This is a genomic window from Pseudomonas sp. NPDC086581 (genome assembly GCF_044746165.1).
In the GTDB taxonomy this organism is placed as follows: Bacteria; Pseudomonadota; Gammaproteobacteria; order Pseudomonadales; family Pseudomonadaceae; genus Pseudomonas.
Map to the genome: position 1 here is coordinate 49,157 of NZ_JBIVBR010000001.1, position 16,805 is coordinate 65,961.

General features: G+C 64.5%; 16 protein-coding genes and 4 tRNA genes. 6 read left to right on the forward strand and 14 right to left on the reverse strand.

Annotated features, from left to right (window positions below; all coding sequences use genetic code 11):
• Positions 1-6: 6 nt before the first annotated feature.
• Positions 7-630, reverse strand: a complete 624-nt coding sequence (locus ACIPK7_RS00205) for a helix-turn-helix domain-containing protein (RefSeq protein WP_401084287.1) — start codon at positions 628-630, stop codon at positions 7-9.
• A gap of 111 nt (positions 631-741) precedes the next feature.
• Between ACIPK7_RS00205 and ACIPK7_RS00210 the strand changes: the two genes are divergently transcribed.
• Genes ACIPK7_RS00210 through ACIPK7_RS00220 form a run of 3 tightly spaced genes read left to right on the forward strand, consistent with a single transcriptional unit; the run spans position 742 to position 3,304 of the window.
• The gene (locus ACIPK7_RS00210) at positions 742-1,854 is read left to right on the forward strand and encodes an NAD(P)/FAD-dependent oxidoreductase (protein WP_401084290.1); all 1,113 of its coding nucleotides are present in this window, start codon (positions 742-744) and stop codon (positions 1,852-1,854) included.
• A gap of 19 nt (positions 1,855-1,873) precedes the next feature.
• Positions 1,874-2,248: a RidA family protein gene (locus ACIPK7_RS00215; protein WP_192430233.1), complete on the forward strand. Its 375-nt coding sequence runs from the start codon at positions 1,874-1,876 to the stop codon at positions 2,246-2,248.
• 57 nt (positions 2,249-2,305) lie between these two features.
• Complete coding sequence (locus tag ACIPK7_RS00220; RefSeq protein WP_401084293.1) at positions 2,306-3,304, forward strand: hypothetical protein; 999 nt, start codon at positions 2,306-2,308, stop codon at positions 3,302-3,304.
• Positions 3,305-3,388: 84 nt separating this feature from the next.
• Here ACIPK7_RS00220 and ACIPK7_RS00225 read toward each other — a convergent pair whose 3' ends face one another.
• Positions 3,389-3,835, reverse strand: coding sequence for an Hsp20 family protein (locus tag ACIPK7_RS00225; RefSeq protein WP_192430235.1), 447 nt, complete (start codon positions 3,833-3,835; stop codon positions 3,389-3,391).
• A gap of 147 nt (positions 3,836-3,982) precedes the next feature.
• On the opposite strand from ACIPK7_RS00225, the gene ACIPK7_RS00230 reads away from it, so the two are divergent.
• A complete protein-coding gene (locus ACIPK7_RS00230; RefSeq protein WP_401084296.1) occupies positions 3,983-4,729 on the forward strand; it encodes an SDR family oxidoreductase in 747 nt (248 codons plus the stop codon).
• A gap of 117 nt (positions 4,730-4,846) precedes the next feature.
• Here ACIPK7_RS00230 and ACIPK7_RS00235 read toward each other — a convergent pair whose 3' ends face one another.
• The 11 genes from ACIPK7_RS00235 to ACIPK7_RS00285 form a co-directional block, all read right to left on the reverse strand.
• Positions 4,847-5,806, reverse strand: coding sequence for a tRNA-dihydrouridine synthase (locus tag ACIPK7_RS00235; RefSeq protein WP_192430237.1), 960 nt, complete (start codon positions 5,804-5,806; stop codon positions 4,847-4,849).
• Positions 5,807-5,882: 76 nt separating this feature from the next.
• On the reverse strand, positions 5,883-6,338 hold the full coding sequence (locus ACIPK7_RS00240; protein ID WP_192430238.1) for a thioesterase family protein: 456 nt from the start codon (positions 6,336-6,338) through the stop codon (positions 5,883-5,885).
• Positions 6,335-6,985: a bifunctional 4-hydroxy-2-oxoglutarate aldolase/2-dehydro-3-deoxy-phosphogluconate aldolase gene (locus ACIPK7_RS00245; RefSeq protein WP_192430239.1), complete on the reverse strand. Its 651-nt coding sequence runs from the start codon at positions 6,983-6,985 to the stop codon at positions 6,335-6,337. Before ACIPK7_RS00245 ends, ACIPK7_RS00240 begins: the two co-directional genes overlap by 4 nt.
• Positions 6,986-7,153: 168 nt before the next feature.
• Complete coding sequence (locus ACIPK7_RS00250; RefSeq protein ID WP_192430240.1) at positions 7,154-7,993, reverse strand: alpha/beta fold hydrolase; 840 nt, start codon at positions 7,991-7,993, stop codon at positions 7,154-7,156.
• A 13-nt stretch (positions 7,994-8,006) separates the two neighbouring features.
• Entirely contained in the window at positions 8,007-8,546 is a 540-nt protein-coding gene (locus tag ACIPK7_RS00255) for a TetR/AcrR family transcriptional regulator (RefSeq protein WP_192430241.1), read from the reverse strand.
• A 168-nt stretch (positions 8,547-8,714) separates the two neighbouring features.
• Positions 8,715-8,790 (reverse strand) — tRNA-Glu (locus tag ACIPK7_RS00260).
• Positions 8,791-8,848: 58 nt separating this feature from the next.
• Positions 8,849-8,924 (reverse strand) — tRNA-Ala (locus ACIPK7_RS00265).
• Between the two features lie 44 nt (positions 8,925-8,968).
• Positions 8,969-9,044: transfer RNA gene (locus tag ACIPK7_RS00270), tRNA-Glu, on the reverse strand.
• 52 nt (positions 9,045-9,096) lie between these two features.
• Positions 9,097-9,172: transfer RNA gene (locus ACIPK7_RS00275), tRNA-Ala, on the reverse strand.
• A 281-nt stretch (positions 9,173-9,453) separates the two neighbouring features.
• Positions 9,454-10,938 (reverse strand): glutamate--tRNA ligase, encoded by a 1,485-nt coding sequence (gene gltX / locus ACIPK7_RS00280; protein WP_192430242.1) that lies wholly within the window; start codon positions 10,936-10,938, stop codon positions 9,454-9,456.
• Positions 10,939-10,999: 61 nt separating this feature from the next.
• On the reverse strand, positions 11,000-11,920 hold the full coding sequence (locus ACIPK7_RS00285; protein WP_401084302.1) for a LysR family transcriptional regulator: 921 nt from the start codon (positions 11,918-11,920) through the stop codon (positions 11,000-11,002).
• A gap of 109 nt (positions 11,921-12,029) precedes the next feature.
• Here ACIPK7_RS00285 and ACIPK7_RS00290 point away from each other — a divergent pair, with 109 nt between their 5' ends.
• Entirely contained in the window at positions 12,030-13,064 is a 1,035-nt protein-coding gene (locus tag ACIPK7_RS00290; RefSeq protein WP_401084305.1) for an HlyD family secretion protein, read from the forward strand.
• A gap of 49 nt (positions 13,065-13,113) precedes the next feature.
• On the forward strand, positions 13,114-14,613 hold the full coding sequence (locus ACIPK7_RS00295) for an MDR family MFS transporter (RefSeq protein ID WP_401085544.1): 1,500 nt from the start codon (positions 13,114-13,116) through the stop codon (positions 14,611-14,613).
• A 15-nt stretch (positions 14,614-14,628) separates the two neighbouring features.
• Here ACIPK7_RS00295 and uvrB read toward each other — a convergent pair whose 3' ends face one another.
• The gene (gene uvrB / locus ACIPK7_RS00300) at positions 14,629-16,644 is read right to left on the reverse strand and encodes an excinuclease ABC subunit UvrB (protein ID WP_192430245.1); all 2,016 of its coding nucleotides are present in this window, start codon (positions 16,642-16,644) and stop codon (positions 14,629-14,631) included.
• Between the last annotated feature and the right edge of the window lie 161 nt (positions 16,645-16,805).

Consider the following 16,805-nt stretch of genomic DNA (forward strand, 5'->3'; position numbering starts at 1 on the left):
GGCCTGCTATTGCGCGGGCCGCAACTCCGACATCACCACCATCACCTGCGCCTCGTCGGCTTCGCCGTCGTTCAGATAGAGGTGGCCGACGCTGCTGTCGAAATAGGCTGTCTCGCGAGGCCCGATGCTGACCGACTCGCCCGTCTCGAACTGGATGCGCACCCGGCCGGTCACCACCATGGCGAACTCCTGGCCCGGGTGTCGGACGTAATCATCGAACTCGCCAATCTCGCGGGCGAAGATGCGTGCGTAGAGCGGCGTCATGCTGCGTTGCGGGAAATCGCCGGCGATGGGGTAGTACTCGTAGCCGCCGGTGTCGTAGCCCGCCGCGTCGTCGATTCCGGTCTTGACGAAAGTCTTCAGCCCTATCAGCCCGCCGACGGACGGCAATGGGCGGAACAGCTGGGCAATATCCACCTGCAGCGCCCGGGCGGCTGCGGCCAGTTTGTCGTAGCTCACCGCCACCTGCGCCAGCTCCATCTTCGACAGGGTGGAAACCGCCACGCCAGACAAGTCGGAGAGCTGTTTCAGGGTCAGTTTCTGCTGTTTGCGAACCGCCCGCAGGCGCGCACCGACTTCGTCTCGATCCAGTTGCTGGGGCTTGGGTAGTGCCTGGGCGGTTTCGCTCATGGGATATCTCGTGAGGGGGCCGACGAAAGTTTACCGGGCCTTGCCTTTGGCGCAAAAATTCTCATATCTTAGATTTCTCACATAAGAGAAAACCTGCAGAAGGCCCATGCAGTGAGCCATTTCGATTTCGTCATCATCGGTGCCGGCATTGCCGGCGCCTCCCTCGCCTACCGCCTGAGCGAGACGCACAAAGTGCTGGTGCTGGAGCGCGAAGAGCAGCCCGGCTATCACTCCACCGGGCGCTCCGCCGCCATGTTCATGGCGGCCTACGGCACGCCGCAGATCCAGGCGCTGACCCGCGCCAGCCGGGCCTTCTACGAGAACCCGCCGGCCGGTTTCAGCGAGCACCCGATCCTCACTCCGCGCGGCTGCCTGTACGTGGGCGGCCCAGAGCACGTCGAGCTGCTCAAGCAGGCCGAAAGCACGCCCGGCGTCGAGCGCATCAGCACCGAACAGGCGCTGGAATTCCTCCCTGTCCTGCGCGCCGACGCCATTATCGGCGCGCTCTACGAGCCGGACGCCCGCGACCTCGACGTACACGCCCTGCATCAGGGTTACCTGCGCGCGCTGCGCCAGCGCGGCGGCGAGCTGCGGAACAACCGTGAGCTGCTGTCGGCGGAATACGCTGAAGAAGCGTGGACGCTCGAACTCAGCCAGGGCGAAACCCTCCAGGCCGCACAACTGGTCAACGCCGCTGGCGCCTGGGCCGATCACGTCGCCGAGCGCTGCGGCATCCGCCCGGTCGGCCTGCAGCCTTGCCGCCGCACCGCCTTCACCTTCCCAGCGCCCGAAGGCATGGACATCAGCCGCTGGCCGACGGTGATCGGCATCGACGAAAGCTTCTACTTCAAGCCGGACGCCGGCCAGTTGCTCGGTTCCCCCGCCAATGCCGACCCAGTGGAAGCGCAGGACGTGCAGCCTGAGGAACTCGATATCGCCCTTGGCGTGTACCACATCGAAGAGCACACCACCCTGGCGATCCGCCGGCCGAGCCATAGCTGGGCCGGGCTGCGCTCGTTCGTCGCCGATGGTGACCTGGTGATCGGCCAGGACGCGCAGAACCCGGCGTTCTTCTGGCTGGCCGCCCAGGGCGGCTACGGCATCCAGTCCGCCGATGGTGTGTCGCGCCTGGCCCAGTCACTGCTGCTCGGCCAGCCATTGCCCGAATCCCTGCGCCAGGAAGGCGTCGATCCCCAGCGCCTGAGCCCGGCGCGCCTGCGTTGAATTCTCCGGAGAGAAATCCATGAGCGATATCCAGCGTTACCCCAGCACCCTGCCCTTCCCCTTCTCCCGCGCCGTGAAGGCCGGCGGCTTCCTGTTCCTGTCCGGACAGATTCCGATGACCGCCGATGGCCAGGTCGTGAAGGGCGACATCCAGACCCAGACCGAAGCGGTGATGACCCGCATCGCCGAGAGCCTGGAAGCCTGCGGTGCCAACTACTCCCAGGTGGTGAAGGCCACGGTGTGGCTGTCCGACATGGCGCACTTCGCCGGCTTCAACGAGGTGTACAAGCGCTACTTCGACCAGGGCCTGCCGGTGCGCTCCTGCGTCGCTTCGGCGCTGGCGCTGGGCGTGGACGTCGAGGTGGAAGTCCAGGCCTACGTCGGCCAGGCGTGACCCTTTTCGACCCCGCCGCGGGCGGGCCGCTCTCATAACAACAACAGAGTCTCGATCATGAAAACCAGTCTCAAGCTCGGCGGTGCCTACATCGGCCTGGTGGTGGGCGTCGGCTTCGCCTCGGGCCAGGAAATCCTCCAGTTCTTCGGCGGCTTCGGCCTCATGGGCCTGGCCGGCGCGCTGGTGGCGCTGGCGCTGTTCGCCTTCCTGCTGATGAACCTCTACCAGATCGGCAGCCGTCTGCAGACCCAGTCGCACAAGGAAGCCATGGAGTACATCTGTGGCAAGCCGCTGGGCCGCGTCGTCGACCTGATGCTGACCTTCTTCCTGTTCGGCACCATGGTGGTCATGTTCGCCGGCGCCAACTCGTCGTTCGAGCAACAACTGGGGATCGGACACTCCATCGGCGGCATCGTCCTCGGCGTGCTGACGGTCATCACCGTGTGCCTGGGCCTGAAGCGGTTGATCACCCTGATGAGCCTGATCACCCCGGTGCTGATGATCATCGTGGCGATCATCGCCGTCTACGCGCTGACGCACGTTCAAAAGCCGCTGGTGGAGCTGGAACAGATCGCCCTGGCAGTGCCGCACCCGGCGCCCAACTGGCTGCTCGGCGCGCTGCTCTATGTCTCGTACAACGTCGCCGCCACCGCGGCGGCCGTGGTGGTGATGGGCGGTAGCGTGGCCAACCTGCGCACCGCCGCGATGGGTGGGGTGTTCGGCGGCAGCGCCATACCGACCCTGCTGCTGAGCAACAACATCGCGCCCTGGTTCGGCGACGTGATGCTGGCGCTGCTGCTGGTGAAGCTTTACTGCACCACCAGCGGCTTCGCCTACACCCTGGCCGCACGCTGCGCCGCCTACGGCGTGCCGTTCCGCGTGGCGACCGTGGTCGCGGTGGTGCTCGCCTTCATCGCCAGCCAGGTCGGCTTCGTCAAGCTGGTGGGCCTGGTCTATCCGGCCATGGGTTACCTGGGCTTCGTGTTGATGGCAGCCATCGTCTTCGCCTGGTGGCGCAATCGCTCGGCGCCGCTGCCGGATCAGCAGAAGGCCTGATCGAGGCACGAACGAAAACGCCCGTCTCTTGCGAGACGGGCGTTTTGCTTTGCAGCTACCGGTCGGCCGGCGCCGCGCGATTGCTTAGCCTTCGATGGCCGGTTGCTGGCCGTTGATGGCGATCCGCTTGGGCTTGGCTTCTTCCGGAACGATGCGCACCAGCTCGACGCTGAGCAGGCCGTTCTTCAGCGATGCGCCCTGGACCTCGATGTGGTCGGCGAGGCGGAACGACAGCTTGAAGGCGCGCTGGGCGATGCCCTGGTGCAGGTAGGTGACGCTCTCGGAAGCCTTTTCGCGCTTGCCGCCGTTGACGGTCAGCACGCCGCGCTCCACTTGCAGTTCCAGGTCTTCTTCCTGCAGGCCGGCGGCGGCGATGACGATGCGGTAGCTGTCGTCACCGTGCTTCTCGACGTTGTAGGGCGGGTAGGAACTGCCGCTTTCACTGCGCAGGGCGGACTCGAACAGATCGTTGAAACGATCGAAGCCAACGGACTGGCGGAACAGCGGGGCGAGGGAAAGGACGTTGCTCATGGCGAATCTCCTGAATATTTCAGCAAGGTATGATCTGGAGCCTGAGGTCAGAACTCCGCTGCGGGACCCGTCTTCGGCCTCCCGCAGGGACATAGATAGGGACGGCCAAATCCGTTTCAAGCCCGTTTTCGAAAAAAGGATTTCATCGTGAAAAAGGTCATGCTGATCACCGGCGCCAGCCGCGGCATTGGCGCCGCTACCGCGCGGCTCGCCGCCGAGCGCGGCTTCGCCGTGGCGATCAACTATCACCGTAAGCGCGAGGCGGCCGAGGCGCTCGTCGCGCAAATCACTGCACTCGGCGGCAAGGCGCGCGCGTTTGCCGCCGACGTGGCGAATGAAGACGACGTCCTGCGGCTGTTCCGCGAAGTGGACGAAGCTTTCGGCCGCCTCGATGTGCTGGTGAACAACGCCGGCATCCTGGAACGCCAGATGCGCCTGGAGGACATGGACGTGGCGCGCCTGCAGCGGGTATTCGCGGTGAACGTCACCGGCACCTTCCTCTGCTGCCGCGAAGCGGTGAAACGCATGGCGCGCAAGCAAGGTGGCGAAGGCGGAAGCATCGTCAATGTCTCGTCCATGGCCTCGCGCCTGGGCTCGCCCAATGAGTACATCGACTACGCCGCCGCCAAGGGCGCAGTGGACAGCCTGACCATCGGCCTGGCCAAGGAAGTGGCAGCCGAAGGCATCCGCGTGAACGCCGTGCGACCTGGGCTGATCCGGACCGAAATCCACGCCAGCGGCGGCGAGCCAGGGCGCGTGGAGCGTCTGCAGTCGGCGATTCCCCTGGGTCGGGGCGGTGAGGCGGAAGAGGTGGCGCGGGCGATCCTGTTCCTCACCTCGGACGAGTCCAGCTACAGCACCGGCGGTTTCGTCGATGTCAGCGGTGGGCGCTGATCCGGCGTTGTCCCGGACCACGCTTTTGTAGGAGCGAGCTTGCTCGCGAACCGCCCCACCGACGGCGTATCGGGGGCAACTGCATTCGCGAGCAAGCTCGCTCCTACGAAGAGCAGATCAGGCGGCGACTTCGATCTGGACCTGCAGCATCCGATCCAGCACTTCGCAGTCGTGCTCGCGGCGCACCTGGGCGAACAGCTCCACAGCTTCGGGATAACTGCGGGTGAGCATCCCCAGCCACTGCTTCAGGCGCCCCGGTGCGTACCGCGGCGCCAGCTTGCGCCGGGCCTGGCGCCAGAAGTCGTCGAGCAGCACGCGCACTTCCGACCAGGGCATCGGCACCACTTCGCGGCCATCGCGCCACGCGGCGATCTGCCGGGCGAGATCGGGGCGGGAAACCAGCCCGCGGCCGAGCATGATGTCCGCCACGCCGCTGATGGAGCGGCAACGGTGGTAATCTTCGAGGGTCCAGACTTCGCCGTTGGCGAACACCGGCACCTTCACCGCCTCCGCCACTTTCGCCACCCACTCCCAATGCGCTGGCGGCTTGTAGCCGTCGGCCTTGGTCCGCGCATGCACCACCACATGGGCGGAGCCAGCATCAGCCAGAGCGCGGGCGCAGTCGATGGCGCCGTCCGGGCTGTCATAACCCAGGCGCATCTTCGAGGTCACCGGAATGTGAGCCGGCACCGCGCGGCGCACCGCCTCGATGATGCTGAACATCAGCTCGGGTTCCTTGAGCAAAACCGCTCCGCCACGGGACCGGTTCACCGTCTTGGCCGGGCAGCCGAAGTTAAGGTCGATCACCGGGGCGCCCAGCTCGCAGGCCTGCACGGCGTTTTCTGCCAGCAGTTGCGGGTCGGAGCCGAGCAGCTGTAAGCGCATCGGCACGCCGGCGCGGGTGCGGCTGCCATGCGCCAGTTCCGGAGCGAGCGCCAGGAACGACGACGGCGGCAGCAGCCGGTCATTGATGCGGATGAATTCGGTGACGCACCAGTCGATGCCGCCGACGCGGGTCAGCACATCGCGGAGGATGTCATCTACCAGCCCCTCCATCGGGGCCAGGGCGATCTGCACGGGGGAATCTCGGGCTATGGCGAAGGCCGCGGATTGTAGGGAATGCGCCGCGCCGGGAAAAGCGCGGCGCGACGGATCACGCGCCGGCAGCCACAGTTTCCGGGGCGAGCAGCGCGCGGCCGTAGCCTTCGATGAACTCCACCGGCATGCGCTTGGGCCTGCCGCTGGACAGCTCGATGCAGACGAAGGTGGTCTGTGCGCGCAGCAGGGTCAGCGCATCCGCCGGACGCACCAGCTGGAAGTGACGGGTCATCTTCAGTCGCTGGTCGGACTGGACGATCCAGGTCGCCAGTTGCAGTTGCTCGCCTTCATAAGCAGCGGCAAGGTAGTCCACTTCATGGCGCACCACGGCCATGGCACGATCCAGCCGGCGGTACTCGGCCAGATCCAACCCCAGGCTCTGGGAGTGGCGCCAGGCGCAGCGTTCCAGCCAACTGACGTAGACGGCGTTGTTGGCGTGGCCGAGGCCGTCGATGTCCTCGGACTTGACCTCGATGTCGATGACGAACGGATCAGGCAACTGCCAACTCATGAAGCGTGCTCCAGGCTTGCGGCCAGCGCGATCGCTTCGGCGGCCAGTTGGGTGATCTGGTCCCAGGCGCGGGCGCGGACCAGGCTGGGCGGCGCGATCCAGGTTCCGCCGACGCAGGCGACGTTGGGCAGGCGCAGCACGTTGAGCAGGTTTTCCTGGGTGATGCCGCCGGTCGGGCAGAAGCGGATACCGGAGAAAGGCGCCTTCAGGCTCTTGAGCATCTTGATCGCCGCGTTGCCGTCAGCCGGGAAGAGTTTCAACGAGCGGTAACCGTATTCCAGCGCCACCAGCACCTCGGAAGGCGTCATCACTCCGGGCAGGAACGGCAGTTTCGCGTCGTCGGCGGCGGCGACCAGGCGCGGCGTGCAGCCGGGACTGACAGCGAACTGCGCGCCGGCGTCGCGGGCCTCCTGGAACTGCTCGGTGTGGATCAGCGTACCGGCGCCGATGACCATGTCCGGCAGCTCGCGGCGGATTTCGGCCACCGCATCGAGCGCCTGCGGCGTGCGCAGGGTCACTTCGAGCACCCGCACGCCACCGTCGTAAAGGGCGTGAGCCAGGTCACCCGCCAACGCCACGTCATCGATCACCAATACCGGCATGACCGGGCGCGCCTGCTGCAGCACCCAATCCAGCGACAGATTCATGCATCCCCCCAATCGGCCACCCGCGTGCGCAAGACCTCGCGCCCAGGCCGGGGCAACCGGAAATGCCCGAAAGTCTACGCCAGCGCGCCGGGCCTGACGACCCGCAAACGGGCCATCATGCAATGAAAACGGCGGCCTGTAGCCGCCGTCATCAGGTTGGTGAATGGTTCAGGAAGCCAGCGCCAGGGGCAACGGCATCTCGACCTCTTCCAGCAGCTCCAGAATGGCTTCGGTAACCGTCGCATCCGCCAGTACGCGGTGATGCCCGCCATCCTTCAGGCGCAGCAGCCGACTGCGCGGCCAGGCCTCGTGGATGGCTGAGGCCTCGTCTACGCGCACGTACTTGTCGTCCTCGGCATGCACCACCAGGCCGGGGAAGTCCAGCTCATAACGCGCGACGTCCAACTGTTTGGCCGCGATGCCGGTGCGCCCTTCCATCAGGCGGATGAAGCGCGAGCGCGCCAGAGGCGGCAGCCCGACCATTCGAGAGAAGCCGCGCAGAACGCCCAGCACGTTACTCGGCGCACCGATAGTCACCAGCGTTTCGGTGCGCAACCCCATCTGGGTCGCCAGCAGCGCGCTGGCGCCGCCCATGGAATGGCCGATCACGGCACGCAGCGGTGGCAACTCGCTGGCCGCTTCCAGAAGTGCTCGGGCGAACAGCACGATGTCCGCTTCCTGGCCGGGAGAGCGACCATGCCCCGGCCCGTCGAGGGCAATCACGCCATAGCCGGCGCCCACCAGCTTCTCGATCAGCGTGGCGAACTGGGTGGGACGTCCTTCCCAGCCATGCATTAGCAGCACAGCCGGCCCTTCACCCCAGCGCAGCGCGGACAGGCCGAAGCGCAGGGTGACGCGCTCGGAACTGGCCAGCAGCGGCAGCTCCCAGTCACGCGGGGCATATTCGTTGGGCGTCACGAACAGCTGACGCATGCGCTGCGCTGCCCATTTCGGCGCGACGCGGCCCAGGGTGGCGTTGACTCCTCGAACCCAGCTCAGACTGTTCATTTGCCGTATCTCCTCAGATCACCGCTTTTTTCGCGGCACGCAGGACGCGATCGGACAGGTCGCCATTACCCAAAGCACGAGCCAGCGCCAATCCACCAATCATCAGGGCCATGTCGCTGAGCACGCTGTCGATTTCCTCGGGACGGCCGGCCAGCGCTGCGACCATCAGCTCAACATGCTCTTCCAGGGTCTGACGGAACTCTTCCGGCAGATTGGCCACTTCGTTCAGCGAACTGGGAATCGGGCAGCCCTCATCCTCGGTATCGCGATGCTTGCGCGACAGGTAGAACTGCGCCGTCAGCGCCCGGCGCTCGGCAAAGCTCAATCGCGGGTCGAAACGCTTGAGCCCTTCGCGGCGCTTGGCGAGCAATTGCCGGAAGGCTTCCAGCATCAGCGCGTCCTTGCTCTCGAAGTGCGAGTAGAAGCCACCTACTGTAAGCCCCGCCGCCGACATCACCTCTCCCACGCTGGGGCTGACCGGACCGTGCTGGAGCAATGCACTGGTAGCGGCGGACAGGATGCGTTCGCGGGTCTGGGCTTTCTTGTCGCTCATGGCTGACGTCTCCCTCGGGAAATATTATGGATAGAATATTATTATCATAATAAAATCGACAAGTAGAAAACGTGACCGCTGGTCGGAGGAAAATTTTCTGGAGGGAGAAAAAACAAAAGGGCCACTGAAAGTCTCAGTGGCCCTATAGGCATCGCAGAGCGATAAAAATGGCGTCCCCTAGGGGACTCGAACCCCTGTTACCGCCGTGAAAGGGCGGTGTCCTAGGCCACTAGACGAAGGGGACATATCCTTCGAAGAAACCCACCACGCGGTGGATTCTGGCTTCATCCCGTTTGGGAATTTGGTGGAGCTAGACGGGATCGAACCGTCGACCTCTTGCATGCCATGCAAGCGCTCTCCCAGCTGAGCTATAGCCCCAGATGACTCTGGCTGACGATGCGGACGCATCGTCGCTGGATAAGTGGCGTCCCCTAGGGGACTCGAACCCCTGTTACCGCCGTGAAAGGGCGGTGTCCTAGGCCACTAGACGAAGGGGACGCAAAACCTTCGATTTCGGCTTCGTTCGGACAAACGAAGCTTACTGGTAATTTGGTGGAGCTAGACGGGATCGAACCGTCGACCTCTTGCATGCCATGCAAGCGCTCTCCCAGCTGAGCTATAGCCCCAAAGTACCGCTGGATCTACCGTTCCGCTTCTCCCTGTCAATTCAGTTCGTCGCTGGAACGGGGCGCATCTTAGGGGCGGGGCGAACCCCTGTCAACAAAATTTTTTCAGATTTCTTATTTTTTTCTCCCAAAGAACAATCACTTATGTGACCACCCTGATTTCCGCACGGTGAAATCCACGGCCCTCCTGCCCTCCTCCGGCTCGCCCGCAATCACTGGCGCCAGCATGAAAAAGGCCGGGCGCTTCGTAGCGTCCGGCCTTTTTCAGTGTAGGAAAGAACTCAGGAGCCGATGGCGTCGCGAATCTTTTCCCACTCCTTGGCTTCTTTCTTCGACGCACCGCCCAGCAGCTCCAGGGCCTGGCGCAGACGATAGCGTGACAGATCGGCGCCGAGGATCTCCATGGCATCGAGCACCGATACCGAGCTCGCTTGCCCGGTGATGGCCGGGAACATCAGCGGCATCACGTCCCGCAGCTTGAGGCCCAGGTGCTCGGCCACGGCCTGGATGGTCGCGGTGATACGGTCCTTCTCCCACTGGCGCAGCGATTCGAGCTTCCACAGCACCAGTTGCAGCACCTGGCGAACCTGGGTGGCGTCGAGTTTCTTGTGTTCGAACAGCTTGGCGTCCAGTGGCACGCCGCCGCTGAAGAAGAAGCCGGCCAGCGGGGCGATCTGGCTGAAGTTCTCCACGCGACCTTGTACGTGCGGGGCGATCTTCATCAGGTACTCGGGGTTCAGCGCCCACTTCTGCACTTCTTTCGCAAAGTCCTCGACGGACAGCTCGCGAATCCACTGGCCGTTCAGCCAGGAGAGCTTCTCGATGTCGAAGATAGGGCCGCCCAGCGACACGCGGGACAGGTCAAAGTGTTCAATCATCTCCGCCAGGCTGAACTTCTCGCGCTCGTCGGGCATGGACCAGCCCATGCGACCGAGGTAGTTCAGCAGCGCCTGGGGCAGCAGACCCATGCGCTCGTAGAAGGTGATGGAGGTGGGGTTCTTGCGCTTGGACAGCTTGCTCTTGTCCGGGTTGCGCAGCAGCGGCATGTAGCAGAGCACCGGCTGTTCCCAGCCGAAGTACTCGTACAGCTTGATCAACTTCGGTGCCGAGGGCAGCCACTCTTCGCCGCGCAGGACGTGGGTGATGCCCATCAGGTGGTCGTCGACCACGTTGGCCAGGAAGTAGGTGGGCAGGCCGTCGGCCTTCATCAGCACCTGCATGTCCATGCGGTCCCACGGGATTTCCACGTCGCCACGGAGCATGTCCGGCACCACGCAGACGCCCTCGGTCGGCACCTTCATGCGCACCACGTGGGATTCGCCGGCGGCGATGCGCTTGGCCGAATCCTCTTTCGGGATATGCATGCAGTGACCGTCGTAGCGCGGGGTTTCCTTGCGCGCCTGCTGCTCAGCGCGCAGTGCGTCGAGGCGTTCGGAGGAGCAGAAGCAGGGGAAGGCGTGGCCTTTCTCGACCAGCTCGTCGCTGTACTGCTTATAGATAGCGCCACGCTCGCTCTGCCGGTACGGGCCGTGCGGGCCGCCGACGTCCGGGCCCTCGTCCCACTCGATACCCAGCCAGCGCAGCGCGTCGAAGATCTGCTGTTCCGATTCGCGGGTCGAACGCACCTGGTCGGTGTCCTCGATGCGCAGAATGAACTGACCGCCGTGCTGGCGGGCGAAGCAGAGGTTGAACAGCGCGATATACGCGGTGCCGACGTGCGGGTCGCCGGTGGGAGACGGCGCGATACGGGTGCGGACTGTGGTCATGAAGGCTCTCGTGTGCAGCAATTCTTCGTGTGAAGCGGACAGCGCGCGACAGCGCACGCGCTCATGGGTGCGATGGTATCAGGCGGGCCGCCTTCGGCTCCAGCCAGCGACCGGGATCGATGGGCAGGTTATGAATCAGGAAGTCGAGGAAAGCCTTCACTTTCATTGCCTGGAAACGTCGCGACGGATACACAGCGTACAGCTCGCCGACCGGCAGCTGTACATGCGGCAACACGCGCACCAGACGGCCGCCGGCCAACTGTTCGTCGACGATCAGCTCCGGCAAGGAAGCGATTCCCACCCCGGCCAGCACGGCTTCACGGGCAAACGTGATGTTGTTGCAGGACAGCACGCGGTGGCACGGCACGGTTTCCCCACGCAGCGGCCAGTAACGCTGGGAGTCGGCCTGCAGCAGCACGGCGCGGTGGCCGGCAAGCTCCTCGACGGTCTCCGGGCGGCCGTGCAGCTCCAGGTACTCCGGGCTGGCGCACAGGCAGCGGTTGGTGGTCAGCATGCGCCGGGCGATCAGGGTCGAATCCTCCGGCTGGCCAACCATGATGACGATGTCCACGCCCTCCTCCAACGGATCGACGGTGCGCGAGGTCAGTTCGACCTCGGCGGTGATCTGTGGATAAAGGTTCATGAAATCGCCCACCACCTTGGCCAGGTACATCTGGCCGAACTCGATGGGCGCGCTGATGCGCAACAATCCCGACGGTGCCTGCTGCAACTGCATAACCGCCTGCTCCGCCTCGGCGAAGTCATGCATGATCTGCCGGCAGCGGTCGTAGTAGGCCTGCCCCACTTCGGTCAAGCGCAGTTTGCGCGTGGTGCGGTTGATCAGGCGCACGCCCAAACGCTCTTCGAGCAGCGCGATACGCCGGCTCACCGTGGACTTCTGCATGCCCATGCTCTGCGCTGCCTGGGTGAAGCTGTGCAGTTCCACCACGCGAGTGAAGATCAGCGCATCATCCAGCCCCATGATTGTTCCCTATAAGCAACAAAGTTTCCGAAGTGTAGCGGCTACGTGCCGCCACGGAACACTGTTACATTGGCAAACATTTTTTGGCCAACCAAACGCTCGTTTACCTATGCCCGCACAATTGAAACGCCGCCTGTCCGTGTTCTTCGTCATCCTCGCCGTGGTCGCCCTCGCCTTCCTGGCGCGCTGGTACTTCATCGGCCGCTTCGTCGAGAGCACCGACAACGCCTACGTGCAGGGTGAGATCACCCGCATCGCCAGCCAGCTTGGCGCACGTGTCGACGAGGTGCTGGTGCAGGACAACCAGCACGTCGAGAAAGGCCAGTTGCTGGTGAAACTGGAGGCTGCCGACTTCCAGCTCGCCCTGGACCGCGCCAAGGCCACCCTGGCTACCCGCGAGGCGGAACTGGAACAGGCGCGCAGCAAGCTCAAGGGCCAGACCAGCATGATCGCCGCCAGCGCGGCTGACGTGAACGCCAGCCAGGCCACCCTCGGCCGCACCGAAGTCGACCTCGGCCGCGCCCAGGCCCTGCGCAAGCCCGGCTATGTGTCGGAAGAGCGCGTGACCACCCTGGCCGCCGACTCCAACGTCGCCCGCTCCCAGGTGGCCAAGGCCCAGGCCGACCTCCAGGCCCAGCGCGTGCAGCGCGAAACCCTGGGCACTGACGTGCAGCGCCTGCAGGCGCAGATCGAAAGCGCCCGCGCCGACCTTACCCAGGCCGAGATCAACCTCGCCCGTACCGAAATCCACGCGCCGGTCAGCGGCCTGGTCGGCCAGCGCGGCGCCCGCGTCGGCCAGTACGTGCAGGTCGGCAGCCAGTTGCTGTCGCTGGTGCCGGACGACGGCATCTGGGTCCAGGCCAACTTCAAGGAAACCCAGATCGGCAAGATGCGCCCCGGCCAGACTGCCAAACTGGTGTTCGACTCCTTCCCCGACCAGCCCATCGAAGGCCAGGTCCAGAGCCTGTTCGCCGCCTCCGGTGCGCAATTCAGCCTGCTGCCGCCGGACAACGCCACCGGCAACTTCACCAAGGTGGTGCAGCGCATTCCGGTCAAGATCACCTTCGCCGACGACAACCCGCTCAAGGGGCTGATCCGCCCAGGCATGTCCGTCGAGGCCGAGGTCGAGCTGCGTGGCCGGTGATCAACTGGTCCGGCCGGTCGGCGAACCGACCCGCCGCGACTGGATCGCCGTGTTCAGCGCCATGCTCGGCGCGTTCATGGCGGTGCTCGACATCCAGATCACCAACTCTTCGCTGAAGGACATCCAGGGCGCGCTGGCGGCCACCCTGGAAGAAGGCTCGTGGATTTCCACCTCTTACCTGGTGGCCGAAATCATCATGATCCCGCTCACCGCGTGGCTGGTGCAGTTGCTCTCGGCGCGCCGGCTGGCCTGGATGATTTCGGTTGGCTTCCTGTTCTCGTCCCTGCTCTGCTCGTTCGCCTGGAACCTGGAGAGCATGATCGTGTTCCGCGCCATGCAGGGCTTCACCGGCGGCGCGCTGATTCCCCTCGCCTTCACCCTGGCGCTGATCAAGCTGCCGGAACACCACCGTCCCAAGGGCATGGCGCTGTTCGCCATCACCGCCACGTTCGCGCCCTCCATCGGCCCGACCCTGGGCGGCTGGCTGACGGAGAACTTCGGCTGGGAATACATCTTCTACATCAACATCCCGCCGGGCCTGCTGATGATTGCCGGCCTGCTCTACGGCCTGGAGAAGAAGGAAGCGCACTGGGAGCTGCTGAAAAGCACCGACTACGCCGGCATCATCACCATGGCGATCGGCCTTGGCTGTCTGCAGGTATTCCTCGAAGAGGGCCACCGCAAGGACTGGCTGGAATCGAACCTGATCGTCAGCCTGGGCAGCATTGCCCTGATCAGTCTGATCCTCTTCGTGATCCTGCAGACCTCGCGGCCGAACCCGCTGATCAACTTAGGCATCCTGCGTAACCGCAACTTCGGGCTGTCGAGCATTTCCAGCATTGGCCTTGGCATGGGGCTGTATGGTTCGATCTATGTGCTGCCGCTGTATCTCGCGCAGATCCAGGGTTACAACGCCATGCAGATCGGCGAGGTGATCATGTGGATGGGCGTGCCGCAGCTGTTCCTTATCCCGCTGATTCCCAAGCTGATGAAGATCATCGCGCCACGCCTGCTCTGCGCCCTGGGCTTCGGCCTGTTCGGCATGGCGAGCTTCTTCTCCGGCGTGCTCAACCCGGACTTCGCCGGCCCGCAGTTCAACCAAATCCAACTGTTGCGCGCCCTCGGCCAGCCGATGGTGATGGTTACCATCTCGCTGATCGCCACCGTCTACCTGCAGCCGCAGGATGCAGGCTCGGCGTCCAGCCTGTTCAACATCCTGCGCAACCTCGGCGGCGCTATCGGCATCGCCCTGCTGGCGACCCTGCTGGATAGCCGCGCGAAGGTCTATTACGACTACCTGCGCGAAGCGGTGGTGCCGGTGAATGGCGCGGTGGACGAGCGCCTGGCGCAACTGACCTCGCAGCTAGGCACGCAGCAGGCGGCGCTGGGCAAGATCAGCGAGATCGTCCACCAGCAGGCGGCGATCATGGCCTACAACGATGCCTTCCACGCCATCGGCATCGTGCTGGCGATCAGCATGGTGGCGGTGCTGCTGACCCGGCCGCTGCCGGCTGGAATGGGGGCTGGCGCGGGAGCCGGGGCGCACTGAGCCCCCGCCCTCCTCTTACCCCATCGACACCATGCGATCGCGCAACTTGCCGATCTCGTCGCGCACCCCAGCCGCGGCCTCGAACTCCAGGTCGCGGGCCAGCTGGTACATGCGCTCCTCCAGCTGTTTGATGCGCTTGCCGATCTCGTCGGGCGTACGCAGCTCGTTCTCGTACTTCCCGCTCTCCTCCGCCACTTTCGCCAAGCTGCGGCGCTTGCCCTTGGCGCCCGGCACCACGGCCCCTTCGAGGATGTCCTTGATGTCCTTCTTCACACCCTTGGGCACGATGCCGTGCTTGGCGTTGAACTCCAGCTGCTTGGTGCGGCGGCGCTCTGTCTCGTTGATCGCTCGCTCCATCGAGCCGGTGATCTTGTCGGCGTAGAGGATCGCCTTGCCGTGCAGGTTCCGCGCGGCGCGCCCGATAGTCTGGATCAGCGAGCGCTCGGAACGCAGGAAGCCTTCCTTGTCCGCATCGAGGATCGCCACCAGCGCCACCTCAGGCATGTCCAGGCCCTCACGCAGCAGGTTGATGCCCACCAGCACGTCGAACTTGCCCAGGCGCAGGTCGCGGATGATTTCCACCCGTTCCACGGTGTCGATGTCCGAGTGCAGGTAACGCACGCGCACGTCGTGGTCGCCCAGGTAGTCGGTAAGGTCCTCGGCCATGCGCTTGGTCAGGGTGGTGACCAGCACGCGCTGATCGACTGCCACACGTTTGCCGATCTCCGAAAGCAAGTCATCCACCTGGGTGGTTGCCGGGCGGATTTCCACTTCCGGATCAACCAGACCGGTGGGGCGCACGACCTGCTCGACCACGCGGCCAGCATGCTGGTCCTCATAAGGGCCGGGCGTTGCGGAGACGAAGATGGTCTGCGGGCTGATCGCCTCCCACTCTTCGAAGCGCAGCGGGCGGTTGTCCAGCGCCGAGGGCAGACGGAAGCCGTACTCCACCAGGGTTTCCTTGCGTGAGCGGTCGCCCTTGTACATGGCGCCGACCTGGGGAACGCTGACGTGGGATTCGTCGATCACCAGCAGGGCGTTGTCCGGCAGGTAGTCGTAGAGGGTCGGCGGTGGCTCGCCGGGACCGCGTCCGGAGAGGTAGCGCGAGTAGTTCTCGATGCCGTTGCAGTAGCCCAGCTCGAGGATCATCTCCAGGTCGAAGCGGGTGCGCTGCTCCAGGCGCTGGGCTTCGACCAGCTTGTTGTTGGTGCGCAGGTAGTCCAGGCGCTGCTTCAGCTCGGCCTTGATGTGCTCCACCGCCTCGAGCAGCGTCTCCCGCGGGGTGACGTAGTGGCTCTTGGGGTAGAAGGTAAAGCGCGGCAGCTTGGTCAGCACCTCGCCGGTCAGCGGATCGAAGGCGGCGATATTTTCCACTTCGTCGTCGAACAGCTCGACGCGGATGGCCTCGAGGTCGGATTCCGCCGGGAAGATGTCGATCACGTCGCCGCGCACGCGGAAGGTCGCGCGGGCGAAATCCATGTCGTTGCGGGTGTATTGCAGGCTGGTCAGGCGGCGCAGCAGCTCGCGCTGGTCCATCTTGTCGCCACGGTCCAGGTGCAGAACCATCTTCAGGTAGGACGCCGGGTCACCCAGGCCGTAGATCGACGACACGGTGCAGACGATGATGGCATCCTTGCGCTCCAGCAGCGCCTTGGTCGCCGACAGCCGCATCTGCTCGATGTGGTCGTTGATCGAGGAATCCTTCTCGATGTAGGTGTCCGAGGACGGCACATAGGCCTCGGGCTGGTAATAGTCGTAGTAGGAGACGAAGTACTCGACGGCATTGTTCGGGAAGAAGGTCTTGAACTCGCCGTAGAGCTGCGCGGCCAGCGTCTTGTTCGGCGCCAGCACCATGGTCGGGCGCTGCACCTGGGAAATGACGTTGGCGATGCTGAAGGTCTTGCCGGAGCCGGTCACCCCCAACAGCGTCTGGTGCGACAGCCCCGCTTCCAGTCCTTCCACCATCTGTCGGATGGCTTCGGGCTGGTCGCCGGCGGGCTCGAATCGCGAATCCAGCTGAAAAATCGACATGGGAACCTCGCTATGGCGTGTGACGCTTCGGTCGCCAAAGCGTCATACCAGTCGAAAAGCACGCGCGACAACTCGCCGCCTGCTGTAGAGGCCTATATAATACCGGCCCGTCGACGCAACCCCCAGCGCCGTGTGCGGGTGGGTTGCAATTGCACTTCACT

Excerpts from the sequence above, each read along its gene's own strand:
- ACIPK7_RS00255 (WP_192430241.1), bottom strand. The coding sequence starts at position 8,546 with ATGAGCGACAAGAAAGCCCAGACCCGCGAACGCATCCTGTCCGCCGCT.
- ACIPK7_RS00220 (WP_401084293.1), top strand. The coding sequence starts at position 2,306 with ATGAAAACCAGTCTCAAGCTCGGCGGTGCCTACATCGGCCTGGTGGTG.
- ACIPK7_RS00250 (WP_192430240.1), bottom strand. The coding sequence starts at position 7,993 with ATGAACAGTCTGAGCTGGGTTCGAGGAGTCAACGCCACCCTGGGCCGC.
- ACIPK7_RS00225 (WP_192430235.1), bottom strand. The coding sequence starts at position 3,835 with ATGAGCAACGTCCTTTCCCTCGCCCCGCTGTTCCGCCAGTCCGTTGGC.
- uvrB (WP_192430245.1), bottom strand. The coding sequence starts at position 16,644 with ATGTCGATTTTTCAGCTGGATTCGCGATTCGAGCCCGCCGGCGACCAG.
- ACIPK7_RS00290 (WP_401084305.1), top strand. The coding sequence starts at position 12,030 with ATGCCCGCACAATTGAAACGCCGCCTGTCCGTGTTCTTCGTCATCCTC.
- ACIPK7_RS00245 (WP_192430239.1), bottom strand. The coding sequence starts at position 6,985 with ATGAATCTGTCGCTGGATTGGGTGCTGCAGCAGGCGCGCCCGGTCATG.
- gltX (WP_192430242.1), bottom strand. The coding sequence starts at position 10,938 with ATGACCACAGTCCGCACCCGTATCGCGCCGTCTCCCACCGGCGACCCG.
- ACIPK7_RS00240 (WP_192430238.1), bottom strand. The coding sequence starts at position 6,338 with ATGAGTTGGCAGTTGCCTGATCCGTTCGTCATCGACATCGAGGTCAAG.
- ACIPK7_RS00285 (WP_401084302.1), bottom strand. The coding sequence starts at position 11,920 with ATGGGGCTGGATGATGCGCTGATCTTCACTCGCGTGGTGGAACTGCAC.
- ACIPK7_RS00215 (WP_192430233.1), top strand. The coding sequence starts at position 1,874 with ATGAGCGATATCCAGCGTTACCCCAGCACCCTGCCCTTCCCCTTCTCC.
- ACIPK7_RS00205 (WP_401084287.1), bottom strand. The coding sequence starts at position 630 with ATGAGCGAAACCGCCCAGGCACTACCCAAGCCCCAGCAACTGGATCGA.